Below are 26632 nucleotides of genomic sequence, written 5' to 3' on the forward strand. Positions count from 1 at the left end.
GGGAAAGGCAAATTATATCAAATATATTAAGCCTTAATGTCGTATTCAAGATTCATTATATATGACAAAAATAAGAAATTAAAACCTAATTTTCGACCTTTTTCGTATTAATTCCCCAATATTACTCAGGATTTCTCTATTTTCCTTACATTCTCTTAAATGTGATATTTAGAAATATGAATTTTAATAAAAAATCATTAAAATAAAGCAAAAAACGCTTGTAATAGAATTTACATAACTATATTATAATAAAATGAATGTGTGATTTTATTCTACTTATTCAAATACCTTTATTTTTAGAAAGGAATCCAAAAATGGCAAAAGGTATACATACTATAGAGTTAAATACTTCACCAGATCAAATTTGGAAATTTATTAGCGATATAAACAATTGGGCTCCACTAGTCACAGGTTATGTTAAACATAAAATTATTGATGACAAACATTCGACTTGGCGTTTGCACGGTGATTTAGGATTTATTAAACGAGACGTTAATCTCAATGTTGAAATTATTGAATGGCAAATGCCTAATAAAATTAGCTTTACGATGACTTCTCCAACTAAAAAATTAATTGGTAGTGGCTTTTTTCATGCTGAATCAATCTCTCCTTCTACTACAAAAGTAACGAGTCAGTTAGATTTACGAACAACTGGTACAGGAGCCTTTGTTTTTAACGGCGCCATAAAACCATTTGTTCCCAAAATGACAAAGCAGCTTTCTAAAAAAGTAGCAGATAAATTAATGAAACAGTTATAAAAAACCATCTCAGAAATTTATTTTACAATAAATTTCCGGGATGGTTTTTTTGAAAGTTAATTATTAACCATTTCTTTTTGTAATAACTTCTCCATATAGCTTAATAATTCATTCTTTAATCCATCATGCTGTAATGCCATTTCAATTGTTGTCTGAATGAATCCAAGCTTCTCTCCAACGTCGTATCGCTTTCCTTCGAAATCATAAGCAAATACTCTTTGTATCTCATTTAAACGCTGAATAGCATCCGTCAACTGAATCTCGCCACCTGCTCCTGTTTGTTGATTCTCTAAGAACGTGAAAATCTCAGGCGTTAATACATAGCGCCCCATAATTGCTAAGTTGGATGGTGCTGTTCCTTCAGCTGGCTTTTCTACAAACTTACTAACTTGATAACTACGCCCCTTTTGTACTAGTGGATCAATAATACCATAGCGATGTGTCTCCGTCTCCGGAACAGTTTGAACACCAATTACCGATGATTGTGTTGCCTCATATTGATCCATTAATTGGCGTAAGCATGGTGTTTCAGCTTGTACAATATCATCACCAAGTAAAACAGCGAATGGCTCATTACCAATAAACTTACGAGCACACCATACAGCATGACCTAAACCTTTTGGTTCTTTTTGACGAATATAGTGGATATTAATTTTAGAAGACTCCTGCACCTTCTTAAGGATTTCATGCTTACCCTTTTCTAGTAAGTTCTGTTCCAACTCAAAAGAATGATCAAAGTGATCTTCGATAGCACGCTTTCCTTTTCCAGTTACAATAATAATATCTTCAATTCCAGATTGAATCGCTTCTTCCACAATGTATTGAATTGTTGGTTTATCAACAATTGGTAACATTTCCTTTGGCATTGCTTTAGTTGCTGGTAAAAAACGAGTTCCTAATCCAGCTGCTGGTATAATAGCTTTTTTTACTGTTTTCATTCCTACTCCATCCTTACTTAATAACTTTTAATTTTAATCATATTGTTGCAAGTTACAATCTATCTTTCACCTATTCGCTTTTAAAAATCTCAATATATATTCTTTTTTAAGCTTCATAATTTTTACCAACTGCTTAATTGTTTAAAATAAGGTTTATCTTTGTAAAAAAGATAAACCTCCAACAAAGCCTACTATTATTACTTTTTCACTATCGATATTGATTGTACTTCTTTATGCGTTTCATCGGAACGTGCAGAAATATAATAACTTTTAGTTTCATAGAAATAATTTTTTTCATTATCATTGTTCATCGTTTCGGTACCTAATACTTCATGTAATTTTGCAAATGACATTGAAATATCTTGAAGCACAACTTCAACAATCTTATCTTGTGAAATAACAAATTGAATATTTCCATCTTTAATAATTTTTTTCCCAACTTGATTCGGCAATGTAATTAAGGGGCTAGGATATTCTACCTTTAGCTCATCAATTGCTTTCCCTAAATATCCTGGAGCGATTACAATATTCGCACCGTATACACGCTTCAATAAATCGGTTAAATTTGTTAATTTTATATCTTCAGCTATTTCAGTTCCTAATTTAAATGGTTCCATATACTTTGTATTAATCCATCCACTTTCACCATTTAATAGCTTAACTTCTAACCATTCTTCATTTTTTTCTACGCTCTTATCTTTATTATCTACACTAAAAATCTCACCAAAATTTGCTATACCTATTTTATCACTATTTAGCTTTGCTTCTTTACGGATACTAATCCCATTACTCATTACAACGTACTTCTGTACCTTTTCTTTTTCGCTTATCTTATTTTCAGATACAGTCTTACTTGAAACAATTTTTTCTGCATTCGTTTTTGCCTTATTAGAAACTAACAACATATCCTTATAATAAATTCCTGCAGTAATTCCTGCTACTATCATTGTTAAAACAATAGCAGGTATAACAAATTTTTTTCTCTTTACTTTGACTTTGCGGTAAGGCTTTCTTTTAATACTTGTAGGATTTGCTTGTAATAATCCGTGTTGACAATTCGATAACTCTTCTTCTTTTTGCTTTTCTCGTTCTTCTGCTGTCATTTGATTATATCTCTTCAAAAATCCTTCGTAATGCCCAACTACTTCATCTACATCCCCATACTCTTTAAATTGACCATAATGTAGCCAAAGAGCTTTTGTACAGAAGTTTTTCACTTGAGAAAGTGAATGACTAATAAAAAAGATAGTTTTCCCTTGTTCCTTAAATTCATTCATTTTATCTAAACATTTTTTAGTAAACGTTTGATCTCCAACAGATAAAGCTTCATCAATTACCAAAATATCTGGATTAATATGAACCGAAATCGCAAATCCAATTCTAGACTTCATTCCACTTGAATAAGTCTTCACTGGTTGATACATAAATTTTCCTATATCAGCAAACTCAATAACTTTTGGTGTAATTTCTTTAATTTGTTCTTTCGTAAGCCCCATCATTAAGGCTTTTAGCTCAATGTTTTCAATTCCAGTTAATTGGTTATTTAATCCCGAAGAAATTGCAATCAAAGATGCAGAACCATTAATTGTAACCTTTCCCTTATTTGGAATAGTAACGCCAGCAATTAAATTTGATAGTGTACTCTTCCCTGAACCATTTAAGCCAACAATTCCAACTATTTCCCCTTCTGGCACTTCAAAACTAACATTATTTAAAGCATAATGATAATCACCATTATCATTTCTAAAAAATAAATCCTTTAATTTATCTGAAGATTTACTATACATTTTATACTTTTTTGTAACATGTTCAAACTTCACTTTATAACTCATTGGATTATTCACCTTTTATAAGTAATCAACAAACTGCTTGCGGAATCTAACGTGGAACATTGCCCCAATCACAAACAAAATAATTGTTACTCCCCAAAAATATAATGTATACAATGAACCTATAAAACTAATACTTCCGTGTAATAATGAAGATCTATATCCCTCAACTACATAGTAAAACGGATTTATCTTCATTAAAAATGCAAATATACTATTCATATGCTCACTCGGTTTCCACAAAACTGGTGTTAAATAAAATAACATTCTTGTAATCGATTGAATAAATAAATGTACATCTCTTGAAATTGTAGAGATAGTAGAGGTAATAAAAGATAAAGCAATTAAAAAACTAAATGTAGAAAGTATGCAATAAATCAACCCAACTATACTAAGAATACTTATACCTTTAATACATATAACAATAAGTATTAAAACTGCCAGTAACACTAAATGTGTATATAATTGCGATAAGATAATATAAGTAGGTATTACACTCAATGGGAAATTCATTTTAGAAACTGTATTTAGTTTAGCATAAATAGAATTTGACCCTTGAATAATTGAGCCATTTATAAAAAACCATGGAATAATACCACAGATCATCCAAACGAAGAACGGAACTCCTTCTACAGGAGCCCCACCTCGAATTCCTAAACCAAATACCAGCCAATATACAAAAATTTGAATTAAAGGGTTTAAAAACACCCATATAATCCCTAATGTACTAGCAGCATATTGCTGCTTAATTTCATATATAGAAAGCCTTCCCATTAAATATAAGTTATCTAATTGTTCCTTAATAACACTTTTTATAGCTTTCATACAAAAACCTCATCTGATTTTAACATTTCATGAATATTCCCGAAATTAATCACCTTCATTTTACCTTTTTTATTTAAAGGTATACAATTTCGAGCATCGAATAAAATTGGTTGGCGCATTTTTGAAACAAATTGGCTGTAATCTATAGTTTTAAACTCGTTATGATCAGCCAATACTAATATTAAATCTGCACCTTCTACAGCTTCTTCTGCAGTCTTCAAGTTAAATAACTCACTCTTAACATAAGGATCATGAATCGTCACATTATATCCTTTTTGATATAACTCATCAATGATCTCTAAAGCTGGACTTTCTCTCATATCATCTGTATTTCCTTTATAAGTAACCCCAAATATAGCAATTTTAGGGGACTCAATTCCTTTAAGCAATTGTTCAATATTCCCGCAAACGTACAATGGCATAGAAACATTCACATCACGAGACATCTGAATAATATTAGCTATTTCCGGCGTTTTGGCTACAATAAAATACGGATCGACCGCTAAGCAATGCCCCCCCACACCAGGTCCTGGTTGGTGTAAGTTTACACGTGGATGCTTATTGGCCATTTCAATAACATCCAATACATTTATTTTTAAGTTTTGACATATTTTTGCTAACTCATTTGATAATGCAATATTTACATCCCGGAACGTATTTTCCATCAACTTGGACATTTCTGCTGTTTTAGCGTCAGTTTGAATTATTTCACCCTTCACAAATAAGCTATACACTCGGGCTGCCATTTTGGAACAAGCTGGAGTAATACCTCCTACAATCCTATTATTAAAAATAATTTCGTCCATAATCTTTCCTGGCAAGACTCGCTCTGGACAATGTACTAAAAAGATATCTTTCCCAACTGTAAAACCAGCACCTTCTATTAAAGGTTTGATAAAATCATCCATACTCCGAGGAGCAATTGTTGATTCTATAATTAATATGTTTCCTTTTCTAATATTGGGAATAACCTCTTTGACAGCAGTTAAAACACCAGTCAAATCACATGATTTATATTCATCATCTTTATTTGGTGTAGGAACAGCAATAATAAAAACATCTGCTTCGACCACTTCAAGAGAAGCAGTTAATTTTCTTTTCCTTACTGTCTCCCGAACAACTTCTCCGAGCCCCGGTTCTTCAATATGGATTGCTCCCTTATTTAACTTCTCTACAACATGTTGATTGATATCTACCCCTACTACTTCAGCTCCGTGTTTCGCAAACATGGCAGCTGTAGGGAGACCAATATATCCTAAACCTACTACACAAACTTTCATAAATTAATCCTCCACTATACCCTCTACTACCCAATAAAATTAGCAGCTTTCGTCCTGTTTAAGTTAACTTCTTAAATATTCCTCTAATTTGACCTTAAAAATTTGATAATATCTAGATTCATAATGAAAAGGGGCTAACCCCCACTTATGTTCATAATTTGCGACAAAACTATTGTCTTGAATTAAGTCTATTACTTTTAAATACGGATGATTGAATGTAACGTAATTATAATATCCAACCAGTAATTTATTATGCTTCTCGACCTCATCTAAAGTGAAATACTTATTATACGTACCATCAAACCTTTTTATGACTCCATCCGCATCCCTGAAAGAATTTAAATAAAGTGCCTTATGAAGTATAACTTTTTCGGGATTTATAAACTTAAATAATTTATTTAAAAAATTGTCACATGCAATCTCCCACATGGTTACTGTTTCTTTCTTTATTCGATATAATTGATTTTCAATATTCAACTTATTAATTAGCCCTGATTCTAACAGAAAATCACTTCTCGTAATAATAGAACCTTCACCTATATGAAAGCAATCATACCTCTCATCCATAAAATCAATAATTAATACATCCAGATCTAAAGGAATGTACTCAAACCAATTTTTTCTAAAATCTGCTTGCAGTGTTTTGGTACCAAATTTAGTATGATGTTTAATATCAGATATATCATTTATAGGCTGAGAATCTAAACTAATTAAAGATGACTTAGACATATAAAAAGCTATTTCATAATCTTCCTCAATATTTAAATTAATACTGTTATCAAAAACGTCCCGCGTAACACAACTTCCTATAATACCAATCTTCTTCATAAAAAAACCACCATATAATTATTTCAAAAATTATATACTTATTAATTCGCCTTAATTTGCATTTCTTCTATGCATTCAATAGTTCGATAACAATTATTTCTATCTCGAACATTGAATATTTCTTTTGCCTTCTTGAGCTGTTTAGCGTTTAATTTAAAATCATTTTGAATAAACATCTCTAGCTCATCCAAAACAAGTTCTTTTTCATTTACTACTTTCCCCATATCTCGATAACGTATATATTTAGAAGGTCTATAATGGAACTTTTCAGGATCGAATTGATATAGAATCACCGCTTTATCCATATACAGGAAATCAGCTGAAACAGATGAATAATCTGTAATCAATAAGCTATTTTCTTTCAATAAATTTTGCACCGATGCTTGTTGTTTTGTGTGAATTACAATTCTTTCATTCTCAAAATTAAATAGATCTATAAACCTTTGCATCTCACTATGAATATAGAAATTAACTTTTAAATCATACTTTTCAAGCATTTCTATAAAACGGGCATCATTAACTAAATCATTATATCTACGATAATACTCCGAGTACACAAATTGTTTACGCGATTGATGGCGTAAAAAATCTCGCCACGTTGGCATAATCAATATTTCCCTTTTCACATCATTTTTATAAAGATTATCAAAACGACTCAATCCCACATTCTTTACTACCTGCTTCTCATAACCTAATTCTTTAATTACATATTGCCTTTCATACTCAGAGCTTGTAATAAATAAATCATAAGGGTTTTTTTCTTTAAATGTCCATTTACTCACATCATGAATATATACACCGTGTTGTAAAAATACTTCTCTAGCATTAATATATTTCGCAAACTTTTTTTGGAATTCCCTTCCTGGCCTTGGAAATGAGAATGTTAAGAAGTGATATGCTGAAATATAAACTTTAGCGTGCAACATCATTAACTTATGCCTAAAGCTTGAATGATATATTATATTTCCATACGATTTTATATTTTCAAGTTGCTTTGCGTCCTTATCAATAACATAATACAAATTCAAATCTGATCGATGGGTTCTACAATATTTAAATAAATGATAGCCGTTATCTTCTGCCTGATCATTTCTCTCACCAATTAGCCATATATTTTTCTTCCCATAATATGATTTAGTCATAAAGTAACAAATTAACAATAATTGATCCGAAACTTGCTCCTTAATATTCATATACATTTTTTTTATCATTCTTATAGGAGATGTAATAATCCACGACTTGGATTTCTTTACATGTTCAAGTTTGACATCTCGACCTTTTAGATTTTCCAACCGCTCTTCATAATACTCTTTTGATAATTTTACGCTCAATAAAGAAATTGCTTGCTCATATTTCTCTTCATTAATTAGCTTAATTATTAATGTATTTAGTTTGTTAAACCTTCGAATACTGTGTGTATTAGCTCTTTTCATTAAGCTCAAATAGTTTATTAGAACTTCTTCTTTCAACTCTTCTGGCAATTTATTGAAATCATAGTCCAGTTTAAATATAGCATTTCTAACAAAAATATAATTAATTGCCCCATATACCTCGTTTATGATATTTAGTTTCTGACAGTACTCATATAAAATAGCATCTAGTTTCCCAACTTCTTGAGATATTTTGTACGAATGGACGTGAGAGATAGAAATATCCTTCTCTTGATTTCTTACCCGATAGTTATAAACTAAGTTAGGTATATAAGAAAATACCTTAGTTTTAATTAATAGTTGTTTCACGAATGCTTCTGAACAGTAAATTGGTAACTCTTTATTAAATCTAATCTCATTTTCTCTTAAAAAAGAGGTATTCACGAGTCCAACAAATTTATGAAGTAGTACTGATAAGATTCTCGGATCCTTTGTTATAGATGTTTTTAACATTTCTAGCTGCATAAATGATTGTTTATAATCCCACGGAATAATATTTTTTTTCTTAATAGTTCTTACTAAACTACCTAATACTAAGTTCACTTTATCTTCTTCTATTTTAACATATAGATCTGCCAAAGCTGTTTTAGCAAAATAATCATCACCATCTAAAAAAGTGACATATTTTCCTACAGCCTTATCTATTCCAATATTTTTCAATATAGCCTGATTACCTATACGACTTTCTGATTTAATTACTTTTATATTGTGATGTTTTTTAGAATACCAGTCTAAAATTTTTAGTGTTTCATCATTTGAGCAATCATCTATCACTAAAACTTCAACTTTATTTAAATCAAAAGTTTGACTCAAAATAGAATTTATACATTTTTTTATATACTTTTCAAAATTGTACGTATTTACTATTACCGAAATTTTTATATTTTTATTCATGTCCTCACCTTAAATATTTTTATTTTGAAACGGGTACTAGTTTTTTCACTTTTAAAGTTAATTTAGCCCTAACTTTTCGAAAAGGCTTAGTCATCTTCCAATATTTCGACTTATAAATACGATTCAGTTCCTTTGATGCTATTTGCAATTCTCTTTGAGCTTGAAAAGCTTCATTTCTTTTCACCTTTAATTCAATATATAATATAATATTTTCTATATTTCCCTCTTTTAAAAATTTTATAAGACCTCTATCAAATTCTATTAATTCCTCTAAAAATTCATCATCAAATCTTAATACCGTAGGATGTGCCAAATTTAAAATTTCTCTTTGTTCTTTAATTGATAAGGCAAGAAATTCATCGTTCAATCGATAGATAATCGATTGAACTGTTTGCAAATTGGAGTTTTTGTACAAATCCACCTTCTTTAAATCACAAAAATTACTAAATATAATATTATCCGCTATAACAAAATTTGAAATTGCTTCATACGGCTCCAGCTGTGTAAGGGAATTTTCTTCTTCTTCATCTCTCATCCTGTAAAAATATACATTTTCCGGAATATAACTAAATCTTTTAGCTAATAACATAAGTTGATTACATATAATAAAATCTTCACCTAATTTAATTGATGGATTAAATTGAATTTTATACTTCTTAAAAAAAGATGTTTTAATTAATTTATTTACTAAATAGCCTAAGACAGATAGAAATTCTGGTTTCTCTTCAATCTTAATATTTCTATGATACCTTTGTAACATTGCGGTGTTTAATTGCGGTTGTTTCCATTGCTTCTGCGAATTAAAACGAGCTAAACTTCCCATTACAAAATCTGATTTATACTTTTGAGCATACTCATATAATTTCTCATAAGCATCCTTAGGAACGTAGTCATCTGGATCTAGAAAAATTAAGTACTCACCTGTTGCTTGCTCCACACCTATATTTTTAGGTGTAGACGGCGAACCTGTATTTTTTTCTAAGTGGATTGATATGAAATTCGAATATTTTTCACTATATTTATCCATTATTGATTTTGTAAAATCTGTAGAACAATCATTTACCATAATAACTTCTAAATTTTCTACACCAATTGTTTGATTCACTAAAGAATTTAAACACTCCTCTATATACATCTCTACATTGTATATAGGCAAAATCACTGAAATTAGTGGCTTTTTCAAATCTCTACACTCCCTTTATATTTTCAAATAACATTTGACAATGTAACTCTTTTGGCTTTATAACGTACTTATTTACCTTCTCCAAATTAAGACTTTGCAATGAACTTTCGAAATCATTTAATAAAAGGTGTATATCTTTTTCACTTTCTACTCTTGTTCCAAACAACTCTGTCCTATGATTAATCGGGCCTTCATTATAGTGTTTAGAATAAAATTCACCGTAATCAAACTGAAAAAAAATAACAGGCTTATTCATATAAGCAAAGTCAAATGAAACTGTAGAATAATCTGTAATTAGTAAACGATGTCGTTTTAGTAGACTTTGCACTGTTTCTTTACCCTGTTTCAGGACCTTGATTCGTTCATGAAATACAGGCGTTTCAGCACCTAATTTTTGAGTCTGATAATGAGGAAAGAAAGTCAATGTCATGTCTTTCTCTTCTAACATCTTATGGAGCTCTTTACTTTTTAAAAATGACATATATGTCTGCCAATACTTAGATTTCATTAATTGGTCTTTCGTTTTAATCCAACTTCTCCAAGTTGGCATGAGTAAAATCTCATTTCCTTTACTTTCATCCTTTAGGGCATCCCAACGTGCAAGCCCTGTTACGATTACTTCATCTTCCTCATATCCAAATTCTTTGACGATATGCTCCTTCTCAAACTGTGAGGACACAACAAATAGAGAATAGCCCATTCGATTTTTATTTAACACATGATTTACGCGACTTACACCTATAACCCCATGTTGAATAAAAATCTTCTTATTTTGCTGCCATTCGGGATAGTACTTTAAAATGTGCTTATAATCGTCCGTATACATATTGGCTGTTTCTGAATAACTATTAATTGTTTTATTACAAATTAATAAATAGAATGTATGTTTAAAACTTCCGTATTGGATTATATTCCCTAATCCCTCGATATTTTTATAATCATTACTTTCCTTATTAATAATATAAAAAGTTGGAATATCAGGGTGTTTCTTTCGAATATATTTAAATAAGTGATAGGAATTATCTTGTGCTGTATCTTCTCTTTCACCAATTAACCATATATTCTTTCTACGAAAATATGATCCAAATAATTTATAGAATATAATTGCAAGTAACGCTTTATAATTTTTTCTTTTAAATAATCCTAAATCATAGCGAATTGCTCGCTTAACTTCACTACATGTATTCATCATTCTCTTCATATAGTTAGACTTACGAATTTGAATTGTAGCTTCACTATTTTTATATAGTACCTTAATATCCAATGGATTTTCATTTTGATACTTTGTATTATTGCGTAACTGTGCTAACAGAACCCTTAGCGGTTCTTCAATAACAGTTTTCCCTATGCTGAGGCGTATTGATATTTTCCATTCTCCCTCTTCTAACCAATCTCTTACATTGACTTCTATTGTTTCAAATCCCGCATCATTATAGTCAATGGTATTGTTAGAAAATAAGTATGATATATCCGTACGTAAGGAGTTTTTTAGTTGGATTGTTTTAGTGGTTCCATCCTTATAAAATACTAGTTCTTTTTTTATTTTTTTAGTTGATAAATTTTCAACGAATGCATATCCACTAATTGTAAGAATCTCTTTACGAAGTTTTATTCCTTCAATTTTATGAACTAGGGCTAAATTATTAACTTGTAATAATTCTTTATATCGAGGGAAAAATCGATAATAAAAATAATAATATTTCTTATTATCATATACATGTTCTTTTGTAATTAATTCATCCTGAAAGATATTTAATAATTTCTCTAAACCTATAGAATCATTTTCTTTTATCATTTCAGTTATTAATTGATCCCGCACATTAAATTCTTCTATATATTTAAAACTAGTTAGACTTGATAGGAATTTATTTCCTAGTTGAATGACTTCTAAAAGCTTTTCATTTGAAAAATCTTTTCCCTTTAAAACAATGGAATCCACAAAGAATTTCCACTGTCTTGCTTCTATAGTATGGATTAACGCAAGCCTTTTTTTCTCTCTATACATGGCAGTTAATTTCATTTGTAATATAACTAACTGATCAAAAAATGTAATCGTTGTATTTTTAGATAGGTTATTGTTACCGTTATCTACTATCCTATAATAAAGCAAGGGTGTTTCACGTACGATTACTCTTTCAGCAACCAACAAACATTGTTGGGTAAATAGCAAGTCTTCTCCAACCCAAAGATCTTCATCAAAATGAATACCATTAAGGACACACATTTCTCTTTTAAATATCTTATTACTCGTGGATGGAGTGAGATGTAATTCTAAGTTCTTCGCAACGTTTCTAATTAATGGGAATTTCTTATTAAATAACTTTTTCATATATGAAAGTGGCCAATTTTTATATTCATTAAAACAAATAATATTGGCAATAACCATATCTGCATTATTTCCGCTCGCAACCTCATACATTTTCTTGTATCCAGCTAAATGTACATAATCATCCGCATCTAAAAATGTAACATATTCCCCGTTTGCTTTTTGTAATCCGGTATTACGAGCAGCACTCACACCAGCATTCTGTTGTCTATAAACTTTCAAATTATTATGTTGCTTTTCATACTGTCCCAATACTCTCATACTATTATCGGTTGAGCCATCATCAACAACAATAATTTCAATCCCCTTTAATGTCTGCTCAACAACAGATTGTAAACACTGAACTAAATATTGTCCTTTGTTATAATTTGTAATTATTACACTTAGCTTTACTTTCTTCAAGAAACCCTCATTCCCATCTTTTAGTTCATATGGTAACGTAGAAATCAAAAATATTTTCCCCTATATTATTCCAAATCCTTATATATTTTTATAAAGAGTTCTTTTTCATTTTCCCAATTATAATTATTACGGGCAATGAAGCTATTTTCTCTCATTTTCTCTCTCTCTTCTGGATGTTCTAGTATATAGTTTACTCCTTCAGCAATGGAAGCTGGATTGTGAGAATCTATACAAACCCCAACATATTCATTTTCCACCACACGTTGTATCTCCGGAAAACTACAAGCAACAACCGGAACCCCGCTCATCATATATTCAAATAGTTTATTAGATGAAGCTGAATAATGGTTAAAACAAACGTTATTTAAAACTTGAAAACCCAAATAGGCGTTCTTCGTATAGTGTAATAATTCATTCACAGGTACTTTTGGAATGAACTTCACTTTATTGTCCAAGCCTAAATCTAATACCATCTTCTGTAACTCAGGTTTAATACGTCCATCACCAATAAATACAAGTGTGCCCTTTTTAAACATTGGAACTGCTTGTACTAGCTTTTCTAGACCTCTCCCCACTTGAATTCCGCCTTGATATAATAAAATAGGCTCTTCCTGTGGAATCTCTAACACTTCATGCAAATTAATCGAATTACTGTCCTCTGGTTGTGTTACAAAAGGATAATTATGAATGACCTTAGGGTAAAAGCCATATAAATCTTCCGCATATTTTGCACGAGTATGATTTTCCATAATCATCACATCTGTATATTTCAGAAAGAATTTCTCCATAATTCCATAAATTTTACTATTATATCCTGTACGGCTGGTCTGTACCTCATGTGAATCATAGATTAATTTCTTTTTTCTAAATACCTTTGCACAAAGCCATCCTTGTGGCAGTGTATTTAAATCATTGGAATGATAAAAATCATATTCTTTTTTCAAACCAACCTTAACCATTTGAATCAGTATGTAAGAGCGTACAATTAATGTCCGTAGCTTTCCCATAGAAAATAATGCACCAAATAACAATATCAAACATGTTATCATTGGGAATTTCCACAAACAAAGTGCTGCAATTACTCCAAATAAAAACATTGTAACTATATTTTTCGTTATCAATTGCTTTACTTGTTTTGCTGCACCCAAGCCTTTTTGTAAAAGAGATAGTCGATTATTTACACGTGTTACTGTAAATCCTTCTTTTCGCATCTCCCATTTAGGTAAATCATTTTGTTTCCAATCATGAATACAAATCAGGTCTACTTCATAACCCTCTTCAGCTAAAGCCGTGCATTCTCTTAATACACGAGCATCATTTGTGAAGTGGTTCCATACGAACATACATACTTTCTTCTGTGGCATCATTTTCCTCCATTAAACTTGTTAATACTTTAATATTATTTTTCCACCTCAAATATTGGAAAGCAAATTCATGCCCATTGTTCCCCATTTTTCTACGTAATATCTCATTTTCAGCTAGTTTGATAATGTGCTCTCCTAATTCTTTAACTGTTCGATCATTTGAAATCAAACCACATTGAGCTTCATTAATAACTTTCTCGGCATATCCAGACACATCTCCAATAATAGGCTTTTTCATACACATATAATCAATAACCTTTCCTGGTAAAACGGTTTGAAATACTTTTTCATCTACTAAACTAACATATGCAATATGTGCCTTTGCAACTTCTTTTAGGGTTTTATTACGACTTTTTGCTCTAATAATTTCTATATTAGAAAGTTTTTTGTCTTTAATAACCTCAGCCACCTGATAACTTTTAAACCCATAACCAATTATTTTAAATTTAATATTTTCCTTTCCTCGTAAATATTCAGCCACCTCAATCAACTTTAATACATCTTGAGCTAACCCGATATTTCCTGTATAAATTACTTCAACTGTTTTAGTACTCGAATCAGTTATAGCTTGTTTAGTTTCTATCATATGTAATTCTTCTTCTGTTAAAGAGTTTGGCATAAATGATATTTTTTCACGTCTAACCCCTTTTAACTCCAGGTATGGAATAAACCCTGCGCTATTTACAATAATTTGATCAGCTACACGATACAACATCTTTTCTAATGCATATGCTATCGATAATACAAACCGATTTGCAAAAACTCCAACTCCTAACAAGGATTCCGGCCATAAATCTCGTACATCTAATAATAATTCAGCTTTTAACTTTTTTTTAGCCAAAAAGCCAGCTATACCAATAAAAATAGGCGGAGTTGAAACAAATACATAATCATATTTTTTATCCATACGGAATATAGCCATAATAAAAAGCATTGTGATTTCTAAATACAAAAATAATCTCCTTAGCATATTATTTGTGTATTTTTTCACTCTTGGTTTTACTCTTATAACATCTTCACTATTTATCGATTCTTCATCCCAAAATTCCTTCTTCTTATATAAATTCTCATTTGGATACCTTGGATCAGTAGTCAAGATTGTAACATCGTATCCTTTTTCACTTAATTCCAAATAAATATTCTTTATTCTATTCGCTGCACTTCCGATTTCTGGATAAAAATTTTGTGCTATTACTAACACCTTCTTCATTTTTCTATGTCCCTTCTTCCTCCCATATCAAATAATACCCCATTCTATTTCACCTAATCACTTACTATTTTTACTATTTTTTAACAAAGTTCGCTTTAAATTTACAAAGTTCGCTTTAAATTTACAAATACAAGGATATCACTAAATCTGACAAAATTGAACCTTTCTAACTAATAATTTAGCTTTTTACACCTAACATAAATAAAGATATATATATAAATAAATAGTATTTAAATCTCAACATTTACTATAAAGTGACCCAATACAAATAAACCTTGAACAGTAGATAATAAAATCAACTGTTCAAGGTTTACAGTATTCAAAATAATATTAATTGAATATTTATCGTAAAGCACGCTTTGGTAATTTATCAATATTCTCTAACATAATACCTGTACCAACCGCAACACATTGCATTGGGTTTTCAGCAATTAATACTGGTACTTTTAGTTCTTCTGCTAGAAGCATATCGATACCATGTAGTAAAGCTCCACCGCCTGTTAGAATAACACCGCGATCGATGATGTCCGCAGATAATTCTGGTGGTGTGCGCTCTAGTACGCCTTTTGCAGCTTGTACAATAATAGCCGCGTCTTCTTTTAGTGCTTCTGTAATTTCTTCAGAGCATACTGTAATTGTACGTGGTAAGCCCGTTACCATGTCACGTCCACGAATTTCAAGCTCTTCGCTACGTGCACCTGGGAATACTGTACCAACTTTAATTTTAATATTTTCTGAAGTACGTTCTCCAATTAACAGCTTATACTTACGTTTAACATAGTTTAAGATCTCCATATCAAACTTATCGCCAGCCATTTTGATAGAGGAAGAGGTAACAATATCACCCATAGATAGTACAGCGATATCTGTTGTACCTCCACCAATATCAACAACCATGTTACCGCTTGGTTGGAAGATTTCCATACCAGCACCAACTGCGGCTACTTTTGGTTCTTCTTCTAAAAATACTGTTTTACCACCTGAACGTTCAGCAGCCTCACGAATTGCTTTCTGTTCTACTGATGTGATATTTGTTGGACAACAAATTAAAATACGAGGTTTTGAAAAGAAGCTCTTTACGTCCAATTTGTTAATGAAATACTTTAACATTGCTTCTGTAATTTCGAAATCTGCGATTACACCATCTTTAAGTGGACGAATTGCTACAATATTACCAGGCGTACGCCCCACCATACTTCTTGCTTCTTCACCTACTGCTAATACTTTACCTGTGTTACGATCAATTGCAACAACAGATGGCTCATTTAATACAATACCTTTACCTTTAACATGGATTAATACGTTAGCCGTACCTAGGTCAATTCCGATATCTCGCGCAAACATTCCCGTTTTTTCCTCCTCGATATTCAAAATCAGGTTACACCCGAATTCTTTTACACCTAATTTCTGATTTTATCATAAATTTAACAGAAACGTAATATTCGCAAAAAGAATTCTTCTGAAAAATATTACCGAATCGAAACGGAATGTTCACGATTGTACCTTTATTGACGTACCGGCTTTTCTACATCTTCTTTTCTATACTTTTGTTTTGTTGCTTCTCCGCCTCTTAAATGACGAATAGACTTATGATAATCAAGAATTTCTTTCACTTCATTTGCGAGCTCTGGATTAATTTCTGGTAGACGTTCCGTTAAATCTTTATGGACTGTACTCTTTGATACCCCAAATTCCTTTGCAATGACACGCACTGTCTTTCTTGTCTCCACGATATACTTACCAATCTTGATAGTTCTCTCTTTGATGTAATCGTGCACACCACTCGCCTCCCTAAATTGGATGTGAGAAGGGTGAAATGAGCCTCGCTGCATATGACTAAGAAGTAAGTGTGAGTGCTGTTTGTAAGCGTTAAACATTCTTGGATTTATAATGAAATGATTCACGATTTCTCACCTCAAACACTCTCTTTGCTTTGGTTTATACCATTGTATTGCCCGTGCTACTGATATATGCTACATGTTCAATATTTTTATAAGTTTGTAAGAAGAAAGATAAAACATATATTTTTATACCCTTATGCATTCTAATAAAAAAGACGTATTAGTTTTCTTATTTAAAACTAATACGTCTCACTATTCATATTCTATTTTTCTGGAACCTTATAAATTCCTGAAAGTACTTCTGAAAATTTCTTCATATCAACTTCAGGAGATATTGGAAAACGCTTTATTTCCATTAATTTATTTGTACGATTGGCATAACCTTGATTATTAGTAAAAGCTAAATTAAATTTAATTCCATTTAATAACGATATAGATTTTTCATTATATTCTCCAAATGGATATGCAAAATAATCCGTTTTTAAAATTGATTTACTCATAGAAAGATCCTCTTTAACCACCGAATCTGGTTGTGAAACCAAGTAGGCTTCACCGTTTTTACTCAATTTAAACAAATCATGTGTATAACTACCAAATTCAAAGACATCTTTCATTTTATTAATTTCATGCTTGCTAAGTGGTTGTATTTTTTTAGGATCAAATACTTCTTCTTTATCAGTTAGTCTCGATGTAACCACAAAAGCAGTAGCCTTCATTTTATATTTCTTTAATATCGGATATGCATATGTATAATTTGTTTTTGAACTATCATCAAAAGTAATTAGGACACTTTTTTCGGAAAGTTCCCCCTTATTTTTCATATATTCCTCAAATTCTTTCATTGTAATGGTCTTATATCCCTTGTCATTCAAATACTTCATTTGCTTTTCAAACTGTTCTACTGATAAAATTGTTTCCTTATCTTTAAATACACCATTTTCCTTTTTATCATTTTCTTTCAGTAAATGATGATACATTAAAACAGGAATTTTTTGATTTTCCGCTTCTTTTTTATTAGTTTTATTAAATGCAAAAACGCAGACACTAATTAATAGTATCAATGATATAATAATTACAAACCAATTTTTCACCTTCATGATTCTTCTCCCTTAACAGTTATCATATTTGTAGAGTTCAATGTCCGAACAACTATATCATCTACCTTTTTCAACATCTCTTTATAATAGTTAGGCTCGTAATGATTTACCGATTCACCACCATAAGGAAAGTCGTATTGACCAATATAACCAAATTGCGTTAAATCAATTACTTGTATATTAGGCATTAAATGTAACAAATAATTTTCCATATATTCAAACAGTGTATTACTCCGTTCAATAAAGTTTCTATCATTTTTAAACTTCTTCACTTTCTTATCCTTATCATAAAAAGTTTCTATAGCACGTGCTCTTTGTAAAATGATTCTTTCTTGAGGGATATACTCTTGTATTTTTCGCGAAAAACTTTCCATAGCTTTATGCCAATAAGAAAGATATATTTCGACATTTTCACGTGTCAAAATTTCCGCCCTTCTTGAAATTTCATATAAATATTCTGAATCACGTACATAATAACTCCCCGTAATAATATGATCTTCATCAAAAATTATTAAATCAGAAAAAACATCTGCATAAAAATCCATTATTAAAAATTCAGGTTTTAACAACTCTATCTTTTCAAAAAAGCCCTTTTCAAAATCATCCTTTATATAATCAATTTGTGTCTGAGTATAATTCAAAAAATAATCAATTGGGAATTTTGTAGGCTTACTCATAACACTAACAACAGAAGAATGAAATTGCGTATGTACTACATCATACTTTTCTTTATAATCGGGATTAAAGTATGTATTAGAACTAAACGCTACACGACTATAACAAGAACCACACACTGCAATTTTAATTGGGTTCGTTACCGGTGTTATAACTTTCTTTCTCACTTTAAATGCCAGTGAGTTACCTTCCACTAAACATGGCTTTATATCATAATTAGGGATTATTTGTTCATATTCAAGTTCATTAACGCCCCTATCTTGTGTATAAACAGCGAACTCTCCTTTAGATCCTGTTTCTTTATCTAATACCTCAACATATATCCCCCAGATAGCACCTTCATCTATACGATAATTATTTAGTACTGATTTCAGCGAAAACTTACTTGATAAATTATTACAGCTTAACTCAAAGGGTAATTCAATAACATATGGTATTAAACGATTAGAATTGCTTCTTAATCGAAGGTATAACCTATTAATTTGAAAAGGCTCGTTTAGATTTTCTAACCCTTGAATGCTTCCAAAAAGTGCAACAGTTGTTCCGACTTCATAACTTAAACGCTCCAGTTGCATACTAATATTTGTTTGTTCCACTTTTAACATTAATGAGTTTTTATCATCAATTAAGAATTTCGCCTTACATAACCTATTATTGGCCAATGCTGAAAACTGGTCATCTATTCTACAAATCTCAGGTATAATTAGCGGTAACCTAACATAATTCCCCTGTAGGTCACATATATCGATGACACCTTTCCATGTATCGCCGGGCTTTACAACTTCTTTTTCAAAAACTGATCTTTTAGCAATAAAAAATGAAAATAGATTTCCCCCTAACTCCTTATTAGCGGCTTCTATTTTTATTGATTCATTATGAACACCAATTCCCTGCTCTTCTATTTTATTAAAAACTAAATGAGCTGCATAATTTAATGTAGTATGTGGTGAATAATTAACAATTATCACCTGTAGAATTAATCCCTCTGGTCTTAATTCTACATGATGAACTTTTACTTCTATTTCTTTAGGTTTAACCCAAATCGATAAATTATTTTTTCTTGTAACATAAGGTACCGCCTGAAACAATGTGTCCTCAAAGGGATAATAAGAAGCCTGAAAAGAAGGACAGTTTAACATATCAAGTTTATATTTATCATTATTGACCTTCACATAAAAATCCCATGCCTCCCCACTACTCAAAATCTCCCTCTTATCATGAAAATCTAGTATCGCACTAAAATTTTCCCCATCCCAATCTACCTTTAACAGGATAACCTTAGGAAAAAATAAAGCTTCACTATTAATTTGTTCCTGCAATAATATCTTTGGTTCTAAATTCGATATATTACCTTCCAACTTCCCCGTAACCACAAGAATACCTGTTTTGTTATTAAACTTCACACCAGTAATAGTATTTTTAATATTAAACACTCCCAACTAAGAAATAAATTTTATTTTTTCATCAAAATTTCTATAAACCATCCAATATTTCATTACAATACATTGATACTACATAGCTTTGTAGGTACTAGATAACTAACTCACCAGATATTCTAATTAAATTCACTCTATAAAAATAAAGAACCTAAATACACCCACACCTTTAGCTTTAGTGTGTCACTGGCATAGCAAAAGATTAAAAATTTACACTCGCGGAACTTGTAATCACGTCAATAATCAATCTCCCTTACATACTATACTACTAAAAATTAAATAGGAAAATTTTGTTTTACTCTAAACCTAAATAATTATATAAGGAAATTTTTATTTTTTCTATATCTTATTTATTAAGTTATTCTTCACAAAAAATGACACCTTGTATATAAGGTGTCATTCTTCTCTTTCCAACTCTTCTTCTAACAATTGATGGTGGGGAACCTCTTTCTTACCGGCAATATAATAATATAAAGTGAATAAAACAAACAATAAAATAATAGCAGTCGACAGAACAAATAAAAATGACACAGTATCCCCTCCTTTTTGTAATATATATTCGAGAATCTCGTCATTTTTCCTTGTTATTGCAACTTTTTTCTCGAAATTGAGTATTTTTATATAAAAGTAAAAAAATCAGCTCTCCTAGTGAGAACTGATTTTTTCACTTTTCTATTCTTGTGAAGAAGAACTGTTAGATGATTCTGTAGAACCATTTGTTGATTTCTCTTCTTTCTTCGGTTCTTCTTTTTTATCACTAGTCGAACCGCTTGTTGATTTCTCTTCTTTTTGAGACTTGTCTTCTGTTTTATTTTCTGGTTTCGTGCTCGTTGACTTTTCTTCTTTTTGAGATTTGTCATCAGCTTTTTTACCAGAAGCATTCGTTGCTTTTGCAGCACCTGCATCAGCTTTAATTTCTGCTACTGACTTATTTAAGTAACGTTCAGGGTTCACAGCCACATTGTCTTTACGTACTTCAAAGTGAACGTGAGACCCTGCTTCTTTATTCATTGCACTTAGACCGGATTTTCCTAATACTTCACCTTGTACAACTCGTGCACCTTTTTCTACTTTCACACTGCCTAAGCTTTGATAAGAAGCTGCTACACCATTTCCGCTATCAACTGTTACAACATAACCAAGAAGTGAATCTTTTTCAGCTTTCGTTACTGTACCGCTTAAAGCAGCAGCTACATTGAATTCTTTTCCATTCTTCGCAGCAATGTCGATTCCTTTATTTGGGGAATATGTGTTGTTATAAAAGACAAGTGCTTTTTCTTGTTCCGCCTCAGTTGCTGCATCTTCATAGAATTTCTTCTGTACGACTACTTCCGCATTCGCGGCAGCTGGCATTTTCACTACTTCTGAAGATTTCGTTACTGGTACTGCTGGATCTTCCGATTGTGTATACGGCGTTGCTTGATCTTGGTTCGGAGTCTTCTTCGGATTAGCTCCTTGGAACCATAGCGCAACCATTAAAATTACCGCTGCACAAGCAATGTACAGTGCTGGAAACACCCATCTTTTTTGAAATAAATGTACTACCTTTTGCGACTTTTTATTATTTCTTCCTCGCATTCCATCATCACCTCAGCAATCATTTTGAACAATATTCACGTATCCTATACAACGTATAACTAATTACTTTTCGACAAAATCTGTAAAAATATGTATAAGAATTGTAAAATTTCCGAGGAAATGATAGAAAAAAGAAAAAACTGAGCATTTCAGCTCAGTTTTTAGTCCATTTGTTTCTTTTTATATACGATTAAACATGCAATAAGTGAAATAATAAGCCACACTCCAACATTTAGTACATGCCCACTAATACTACTAAACCCTGCTCCCTCTACTAAGCTGTTAATTGCTTTTTCCATATGAGATGTTGGAAGATACTCAATCATTGTCTTAATTACTTTATTTTCAACCATTGGCTCAAACTGTACAGCTAAATACATCGTCATTAATATCGGCATTCCAATTAGTGATGTTTGCGGTACAGACTCAGCTAATAACCCAATCGTTGTTCCAATTACGATAAATAGAATTGTTCCACTTAAGAAAATAAACCCTAGCAATACAAGATTGCCACTGAATTGATCTAGAATGAATAAATTCACAATACAAATACAAAGCGTCAAACATGCTGTTAATATACTTTTTCCAAGAAGAACTTCAACAGAAGAAGCTGGCGATAGCATTAAAACACGCAATGTATGTTTTTCTTTTTCTTCTGCAATTACCATTGATTGAACAAACCCTGCAACGAATAGAAAGGCCATTAAAGTAATAATACCAACTCCTGCACTCCCTTGCCCAAACCTGCTAAATATAAATGCAAATATAATTGGTAAAGATGCCATTAACAACACTTGTGAATTTGTCTTAAAATCTTGTACTTCTTTTCTAAAAATAGCTGATACACGTCTCATTGAAAATGTCATTATAGTCCCCTCCCAGTAACTTCAATAAAGATATCGCCTAGCGTTGGCTCTTGTGAATGAATCGATAGTAATTCGCCCTTTTTCATCCATTCTGAAATACGTTTTGCGCCTAATTCATCTTTTTGCACGACTTCTTTTTGTTTATCTTTTAATACGACTTGTATTTGATCCTTAGCGTATTGCAAGCGCAGGTTCTCTGGCGTATCAAGCGCTACAATTTCTCCACCGCACAGAAAGGCAATGCGGTTACAAAGCGTTTCTGCTTCGTCCATGTTGTGAGTCGTTAAGAAAATCGTCGTTCCTTCTTTATTTAAGTCTTTTAAGATTTTATGAATGTTTTGTACGTTTACTGGATCGAGTGCAGATGTTGGTTCATCTAAGAAGAGGATATCTGGTTTATGAAGGATTGCTCTAGCTAATGTAACGCGCTGCTTCATTCCTTTTGATAATTTCTTTACTGGTGTTTTTTTATCATCTAATAGATTCACTTGCGCTAGCACTTCATCGATTCGTTCTTTTTTGCAATCGTATAAGTCACAAAATAATAGTAAGTTATCATAAATGCTAAGTCTTTCGTATAATCCACTGTTGTCTGTTAAAATACCAATTCGTTTATAATCAATGCTGCTTGGCCCTGTAATATCTTTACCTAGTACCCTCACTGTTCCAACGCTATGCAGCAATTGAGAAGTTAAAATCTTTACTGTTGTCGTTTTTCCAGATCCACTCGGTCCAAGGAATCCAAAAATTTCTCCTTGCTTCACCTCAATGTTTACATTTCGAAGTGCCGTTTTTTCGTTAAAACTTTTCATTACATCTTTCATTTCAATTGCCAATGTCATCCCGTCATCCCCTTTGTTTTTCTTTTTATAGATGAAAGTCGCTTTAGCGCTTTTCGTTTGTTTGTTTCGCTTTTCTTGACTCAATCATATGAAAAACAAAGGAATTACGCAGTAAAATACCGGTAAAAGGAGTATTTTTACCGGTGAATGAATCGTATTTTGAGCTTATTGGAGCAAATTTTATAGCCCAATCACGCCTTTTAATTCATCCATTCGTCCTTTTGAAAGCGGGATTGAACTTTTTCTTTCGTCATCCAAAATTAAACTAAAACTGTTACGAGTCCACGTAATCACTTCTCGTACTCTTTGTAAATTCACAAGGTACGAGCGATGACATCTAAAGAACCCGAATCCTGTTAATCTCGCTTCTAGTTCACTTAATGTTAATGCACATACGAAATCACCTTCACGCACATGAATATGTGTCACTCCGTTTTGCGTTTCAATGAAATGAATTTCCATCGGATCTAGTAAAATGATTTTATCGTTCACTTTCGCTGGAATTCTTTCAAGTTTCATCTGCGGAATCATTTGAACAACCTTTTCTTCATCAACCTCTTCAACTTCTTCTTGTTCGATTTCTATTTTCTTCACACCATCATTGTTTAATATGTATACATCTTCTGTTAACGAAAGGGCGTCCGATAGAAAGGATGACGTAATAAAAATCGCTTTTCCTTTCTCTTTCATCGCCATAATTGCTTTTCGAATAATAATCGTGCTCTCTGTATCTACATTTTGCTCTGGCTCTTCCAAAATAACTAAATCCGGATTATGAATCATAACTCGCCCGATATGAAGGCGACGTTTCTCTGAAAATGATAATTTTTCTATTTTAACGTTTAATTTATCTAAGAGGCCGACAAATTGTACTACTTCTTCTATACTCACATTTGATTCATACAGCCCTAATAAAAACTTGTAGTATTCCTTTACCTTCAGACGTTCGTACGCTTCATCTTTCAAAAAACAAAAGCCGATGCGAGAATAATTTTTCTTTCCAATCGATTCTCCCTCAAATAGCACGTTGCCAGTTGAAGCTTCTTCCTCACCAATAATAATGCGGTGTAACACTTTAGCTGTATGGTTATTACATTGCAAAACAACACATTGCCCCTTCTCAACCTTCAGTTCAACTGCCGGTAACTGATTCGTCTTCCCTAATTGTTTCAACTCCAATAACGCCATTCTGTCTCCCCCAAATGTTTTTATCTTATTATACCAAACAATTAATGGAAAATTTTGATATTTTATGAAGTGTTATAAAAAGAAGGCTATCCAAATGAATGGACAGCCTTCTTCTCTAGTTTTGCTCTACCATATACGTCTTGGGCTGATCACGCAGCGCTCTCTTTAAGAATTTCCCTACAGATGTTTTCGGAACTTTATTTACAAATAAAATATCGTCTGGCATCCACCATTTCGGAAACTCTGCTTCTAGTAAAACATACAACTCTTCTCTTTCTACTACTTGTCCCTCTTTTAATACGATACAAGCAACGGAACGTTCTTGCCATTTTTCATGCGGCACCGCCACAACAGATGCTTCTAACACTTTATCGTGCGACATTAAAGCATTTTCTAAATCTACGGAAGAAATCCATTCGCCTCCACTTTTAATTAAGTCTTTCGTCCGATCAGCAATTTTAATAAACCCTTCCGAATCACCCATCACAATGTCTCTTGTATGGAGCCAACCGTCTTTCATTGATTCTTCTGTACGTTCATCCTCATAATAGCTTCCGGCGATCCATGGACCCCTTAAACAGAGTTCTGTCATCGTTGAACATTGACGATTTTTTAATATATCAATGATTCGACAAGAATAACCTCTCTACTAACAAAAGAAAACCGTCCCAACATACCTCTTGGGACGGTCTCTTTTCAGCCTACTTCTTCACCATCAACTTTCCCTCATAATCGTTCATCGACTTTATTTCGACACCTTTATAATAATGAGCGACGATATCTGTATATTTCTTACCTTCCGCTGCCATGCCATTTGCTCCGTATTGGCTCATGCCAACGCCGTGACCGAATCCCTTCGTTGTAACGATGATTTTATCCCCCTCTTGCTTCCATGTGAAGTCAGAAGAGCGTAAATCTAATTTGTCACGTACATCTCTTCCGGTTAATGTTTTACCTTGAAACGCTACGTCTTTTACACGTTTTCCTTCTGTACGCCCTTTAATATCACCAATCTTTCCGTCTGCTAGTACTTTCACACCGAGACGCTTTTGAAAGTCAGCTACCGTAAAGGTTTGCTCGCTCGTAAATTTTGGAGAGGCTTGATCCCACGGACTATCTACGCTCTTTAAGTACGGATAATCATTTCCCCAATAATCAGCCGCATTTTCTGTCCGGCCATTACTCGTTGAGAAGAATGATGCTGAAATTGGTTTGCCATCATACGTTAAAACTTGTCCTGCGGTTTTCGAAACGGCTTCTTCAATTTTCTTCAAATTATTTTCGTAGTTATTGCCCCATTGTTTCTTCAATTCTTCTTTACTTTTGTACACTTGATCTTTCACAGTATCTGTCACATCCGCATTGTTTTTCTTACCTCCGCTTAGCATACGCTGCACCACAAATGTTCTCGCTGCTAATGCCTGCGCCTTTAGCGCCTCTATTTCAAAACTGGCATTCATCTCAGAAGCTACTACACCGGTCACATACTCCTCCATAGGTAATGTATCTACCTTCTTCTGTTTCTCGCGATATACAGCCACTTGAACCGCTGTATCCACTTTCCCTGGAGCTGGTATACTTTCTATCGCTGGAGGAGTTTTAGAAGCTGCTTCTTCCCCTACCTTTGCTTTCGCAAACGGAATAACAAGAGCAGCAGGTACAATGATAACGAGCGCTATTAGGAGCGCTACTGTGATGAAAAGTGGCTTTGAAAATTTCATCTTATTTCCCCCAATATCCAAAAGCTTTACTCCATTCATTCTTATGGAACAACTCTTTCTTTTAGAACATACTTAAGGGGAACCAGCTAAAACGAAAATTTTCTAAATATTTTTACTGGTA

General features: G+C 32.2%; 21 protein-coding genes and 1 pseudogene. 1 reads left to right on the top strand and 21 read right to left on the bottom strand.

The features are described from left to right. The first annotated feature begins 314 nt into the window (after window positions 1-314). On the top strand, window positions 315-758 hold the full coding sequence (locus KZZ19_RS25780) for a CoxG family protein (protein ID WP_237981231.1): 444 nt from the start codon (window positions 315-317) through the stop codon (window positions 756-758). A 56-nt stretch (window positions 759-814) separates the two neighbouring features. Here the strand turns inward: KZZ19_RS25780 and galU are convergent, their stop codons facing one another. The 21 genes and pseudogenes from galU to spoIID all read right to left on the bottom strand — a co-directional run bounded on the left by galU (window position 815) and on the right by spoIID (window position 26511). Further along, a complete protein-coding gene (gene galU, locus KZZ19_RS25785) occupies window positions 815-1696 on the bottom strand; it encodes a UTP--glucose-1-phosphate uridylyltransferase GalU (RefSeq protein WP_237981230.1) in 882 nt (293 codons plus the stop codon). Window positions 1697-1893: 197 nt separating this feature from the next. Then, window positions 1894-3528: a teichoic acids export ABC transporter ATP-binding subunit TagH gene (gene tagH, locus KZZ19_RS25790; RefSeq protein WP_237981229.1), complete on the bottom strand. Its 1635-nt coding sequence runs from the start codon at window positions 3526-3528 to the stop codon at window positions 1894-1896. A gap of 15 nt (window positions 3529-3543) precedes the next feature. Next, on the bottom strand, window positions 3544-4350 hold the full coding sequence (locus KZZ19_RS25795) for an ABC transporter permease (protein WP_064449577.1): 807 nt from the start codon (window positions 4348-4350) through the stop codon (window positions 3544-3546). Next, on the bottom strand, window positions 4347-5630 hold the full coding sequence (locus KZZ19_RS25800) for a nucleotide sugar dehydrogenase (protein ID WP_237981228.1): 1284 nt from the start codon (window positions 5628-5630) through the stop codon (window positions 4347-4349). Before KZZ19_RS25800 ends, KZZ19_RS25795 begins: the two co-directional genes overlap by 4 nt. Window positions 5631-5693: 63 nt before the next feature. Further along, window positions 5694-6458, bottom strand: coding sequence for a DUF6270 domain-containing protein (locus KZZ19_RS25805; protein WP_237981227.1), 765 nt, complete (start codon window positions 6456-6458; stop codon window positions 5694-5696). 41 nt (window positions 6459-6499) lie between these two features. Continuing rightward, window positions 6500-8782, bottom strand: coding sequence for a bifunctional glycosyltransferase/CDP-glycerol:glycerophosphate glycerophosphotransferase (locus KZZ19_RS25810; RefSeq protein WP_237981226.1), 2283 nt, complete (start codon window positions 8780-8782; stop codon window positions 6500-6502). A 19-nt stretch (window positions 8783-8801) separates the two neighbouring features. Beyond that, a complete protein-coding gene (locus KZZ19_RS25815) occupies window positions 8802-9965 on the bottom strand; it encodes a glycosyltransferase family 2 protein (protein ID WP_237981225.1) in 1164 nt (387 codons plus the stop codon). A gap of 4 nt (window positions 9966-9969) precedes the next feature. Beyond that, window positions 9970-12741, bottom strand: coding sequence for a bifunctional glycosyltransferase/CDP-glycerol:glycerophosphate glycerophosphotransferase (locus KZZ19_RS25820; protein ID WP_237981224.1), 2772 nt, complete (start codon window positions 12739-12741; stop codon window positions 9970-9972). A 17-nt stretch (window positions 12742-12758) separates the two neighbouring features. Then, window positions 12759-14057, bottom strand: a complete 1299-nt coding sequence (locus tag KZZ19_RS25825) for a glycosyltransferase (RefSeq protein WP_237981223.1) — start codon at window positions 14055-14057, stop codon at window positions 12759-12761. Next, on the bottom strand, window positions 14008-15267 hold the full coding sequence (locus KZZ19_RS25830) for a glycosyltransferase family 4 protein (RefSeq protein ID WP_237981222.1): 1260 nt from the start codon (window positions 15265-15267) through the stop codon (window positions 14008-14010). The genes KZZ19_RS25825 and KZZ19_RS25830 overlap by 50 nt, the downstream gene beginning before the upstream one ends. A 342-nt stretch (window positions 15268-15609) precedes the next feature. Beyond that, a complete protein-coding gene (locus tag KZZ19_RS25835) occupies window positions 15610-16611 on the bottom strand; it encodes a rod shape-determining protein (protein WP_000457990.1) in 1002 nt (333 codons plus the stop codon). A gap of 161 nt (window positions 16612-16772) precedes the next feature. Next, complete coding sequence (gene spoIIID / locus KZZ19_RS25840; protein WP_000544012.1) at window positions 16773-17045, bottom strand: sporulation transcriptional regulator SpoIIID; 273 nt, start codon at window positions 17043-17045, stop codon at window positions 16773-16775. A gap of 326 nt (window positions 17046-17371) precedes the next feature. Beyond that, on the bottom strand, window positions 17372-18205 hold the full coding sequence (locus tag KZZ19_RS25845) for a polysaccharide deacetylase family protein (protein ID WP_237981221.1): 834 nt from the start codon (window positions 18203-18205) through the stop codon (window positions 17372-17374). Continuing rightward, window positions 18202-20313 (bottom strand): DUF6270 domain-containing protein, encoded by a 2112-nt coding sequence (locus KZZ19_RS25850; RefSeq protein WP_237981220.1) that lies wholly within the window; start codon window positions 20311-20313, stop codon window positions 18202-18204. Before KZZ19_RS25850 ends, KZZ19_RS25845 begins: the two co-directional genes overlap by 4 nt. Window positions 20314-20712: 399 nt before the next feature. Continuing rightward, entirely contained in the window at window positions 20713-20847 is a 135-nt protein-coding gene (locus tag KZZ19_RS25855; protein WP_000008903.1) for a hypothetical protein, read from the bottom strand. A gap of 141 nt (window positions 20848-20988) precedes the next feature. Further along, window positions 20989-21894, bottom strand: coding sequence for a M23 family metallopeptidase (locus KZZ19_RS25860; RefSeq protein WP_064449566.1), 906 nt, complete (start codon window positions 21892-21894; stop codon window positions 20989-20991). A 161-nt stretch (window positions 21895-22055) separates the two neighbouring features. After that, entirely contained in the window at window positions 22056-22760 is a 705-nt protein-coding gene (locus KZZ19_RS25865) for an ABC transporter permease (RefSeq protein WP_088098479.1), read from the bottom strand. Then, complete coding sequence (locus KZZ19_RS25870) at window positions 22760-23602, bottom strand: ABC transporter ATP-binding protein (RefSeq protein ID WP_088098480.1); 843 nt, start codon at window positions 23600-23602, stop codon at window positions 22760-22762. Before KZZ19_RS25870 ends, KZZ19_RS25865 begins: the two co-directional genes overlap by 1 nt. Before the next feature lie 180 nt (window positions 23603-23782). Then, a complete protein-coding gene (locus tag KZZ19_RS25875; protein WP_237981219.1) occupies window positions 23783-24790 on the bottom strand; it encodes a LytTR family transcriptional regulator DNA-binding domain-containing protein in 1008 nt (335 codons plus the stop codon). Between the two features lie 115 nt (window positions 24791-24905). Then, a pseudogene (locus KZZ19_RS25880) lies at window positions 24906-25382 on the bottom strand (AMP-binding enzyme); the annotation flags it as partial. 109 nt (window positions 25383-25491) lie between these two features. Further along, a complete protein-coding gene (spoIID, locus tag KZZ19_RS25885) occupies window positions 25492-26511 on the bottom strand; it encodes a stage II sporulation protein D (RefSeq protein WP_088098482.1) in 1020 nt (339 codons plus the stop codon). Window positions 26512-26632: the final 121 nt, after the last annotated feature.

It is taken from the genome of Bacillus thuringiensis (assembly GCF_022095615.2).
GTDB lineage: Bacteria > Bacillota > Bacilli > Bacillales > Bacillaceae_G > Bacillus_A > Bacillus_A cereus_AG.

Excerpts from the sequence above, each read along its gene's own strand:
- KZZ19_RS25780 (WP_237981231.1), top strand. The coding sequence starts at position 315 with ATGGCAAAAGGTATACATACTATAGAGTTAAATACTTCACCAGATCAA.
- galU (WP_237981230.1), bottom strand. The coding sequence starts at position 1,696 with ATGAAAACAGTAAAAAAAGCTATTATACCAGCAGCTGGATTAGGAACT.
- tagH (WP_237981229.1), bottom strand. The coding sequence starts at position 3,528 with ATGAGTTATAAAGTGAAGTTTGAACATGTTACAAAAAAGTATAAAATG.
- KZZ19_RS25795 (WP_064449577.1), bottom strand. The coding sequence starts at position 4,350 with ATGAAAGCTATAAAAAGTGTTATTAAGGAACAATTAGATAACTTATAT.
- KZZ19_RS25800 (WP_237981228.1), bottom strand. The coding sequence starts at position 5,630 with ATGAAAGTTTGTGTAGTAGGTTTAGGATATATTGGTCTCCCTACAGCT.
- KZZ19_RS25805 (WP_237981227.1), bottom strand. The coding sequence starts at position 6,458 with ATGAAGAAGATTGGTATTATAGGAAGTTGTGTTACGCGGGACGTTTTT.
- KZZ19_RS25810 (WP_237981226.1), bottom strand. The coding sequence starts at position 8,782 with ATGAATAAAAATATAAAAATTTCGGTAATAGTAAATACGTACAATTTT.
- KZZ19_RS25825 (WP_237981223.1), bottom strand. The coding sequence starts at position 14,057 with ATGCCACAGAAGAAAGTATGTATGTTCGTATGGAACCACTTCACAAAT.
- KZZ19_RS25830 (WP_237981222.1), bottom strand. The coding sequence starts at position 15,267 with ATGAAGAAGGTGTTAGTAATAGCACAAAATTTTTATCCAGAAATCGGA.
- KZZ19_RS25835 (WP_000457990.1), bottom strand. The coding sequence starts at position 16,611 with ATGTTTGCGCGAGATATCGGAATTGACCTAGGTACGGCTAACGTATTA.
- KZZ19_RS25845 (WP_237981221.1), bottom strand. The coding sequence starts at position 18,205 with ATGAAGGTGAAAAATTGGTTTGTAATTATTATATCATTGATACTATTA.
- KZZ19_RS25860 (WP_064449566.1), bottom strand. The coding sequence starts at position 21,894 with ATGCGAGGAAGAAATAATAAAAAGTCGCAAAAGGTAGTACATTTATTT.
- KZZ19_RS25865 (WP_088098479.1), bottom strand. The coding sequence starts at position 22,760 with ATGACATTTTCAATGAGACGTGTATCAGCTATTTTTAGAAAAGAAGTA.
- KZZ19_RS25870 (WP_088098480.1), bottom strand. The coding sequence starts at position 23,602 with ATGACATTGGCAATTGAAATGAAAGATGTAATGAAAAGTTTTAACGAA.
- KZZ19_RS25875 (WP_237981219.1), bottom strand. The coding sequence starts at position 24,790 with ATGGCGTTATTGGAGTTGAAACAATTAGGGAAGACGAATCAGTTACCG.
- spoIID (WP_088098482.1), bottom strand. The coding sequence starts at position 26,511 with ATGAAATTTTCAAAGCCACTTTTCATCACAGTAGCGCTCCTAATAGCG.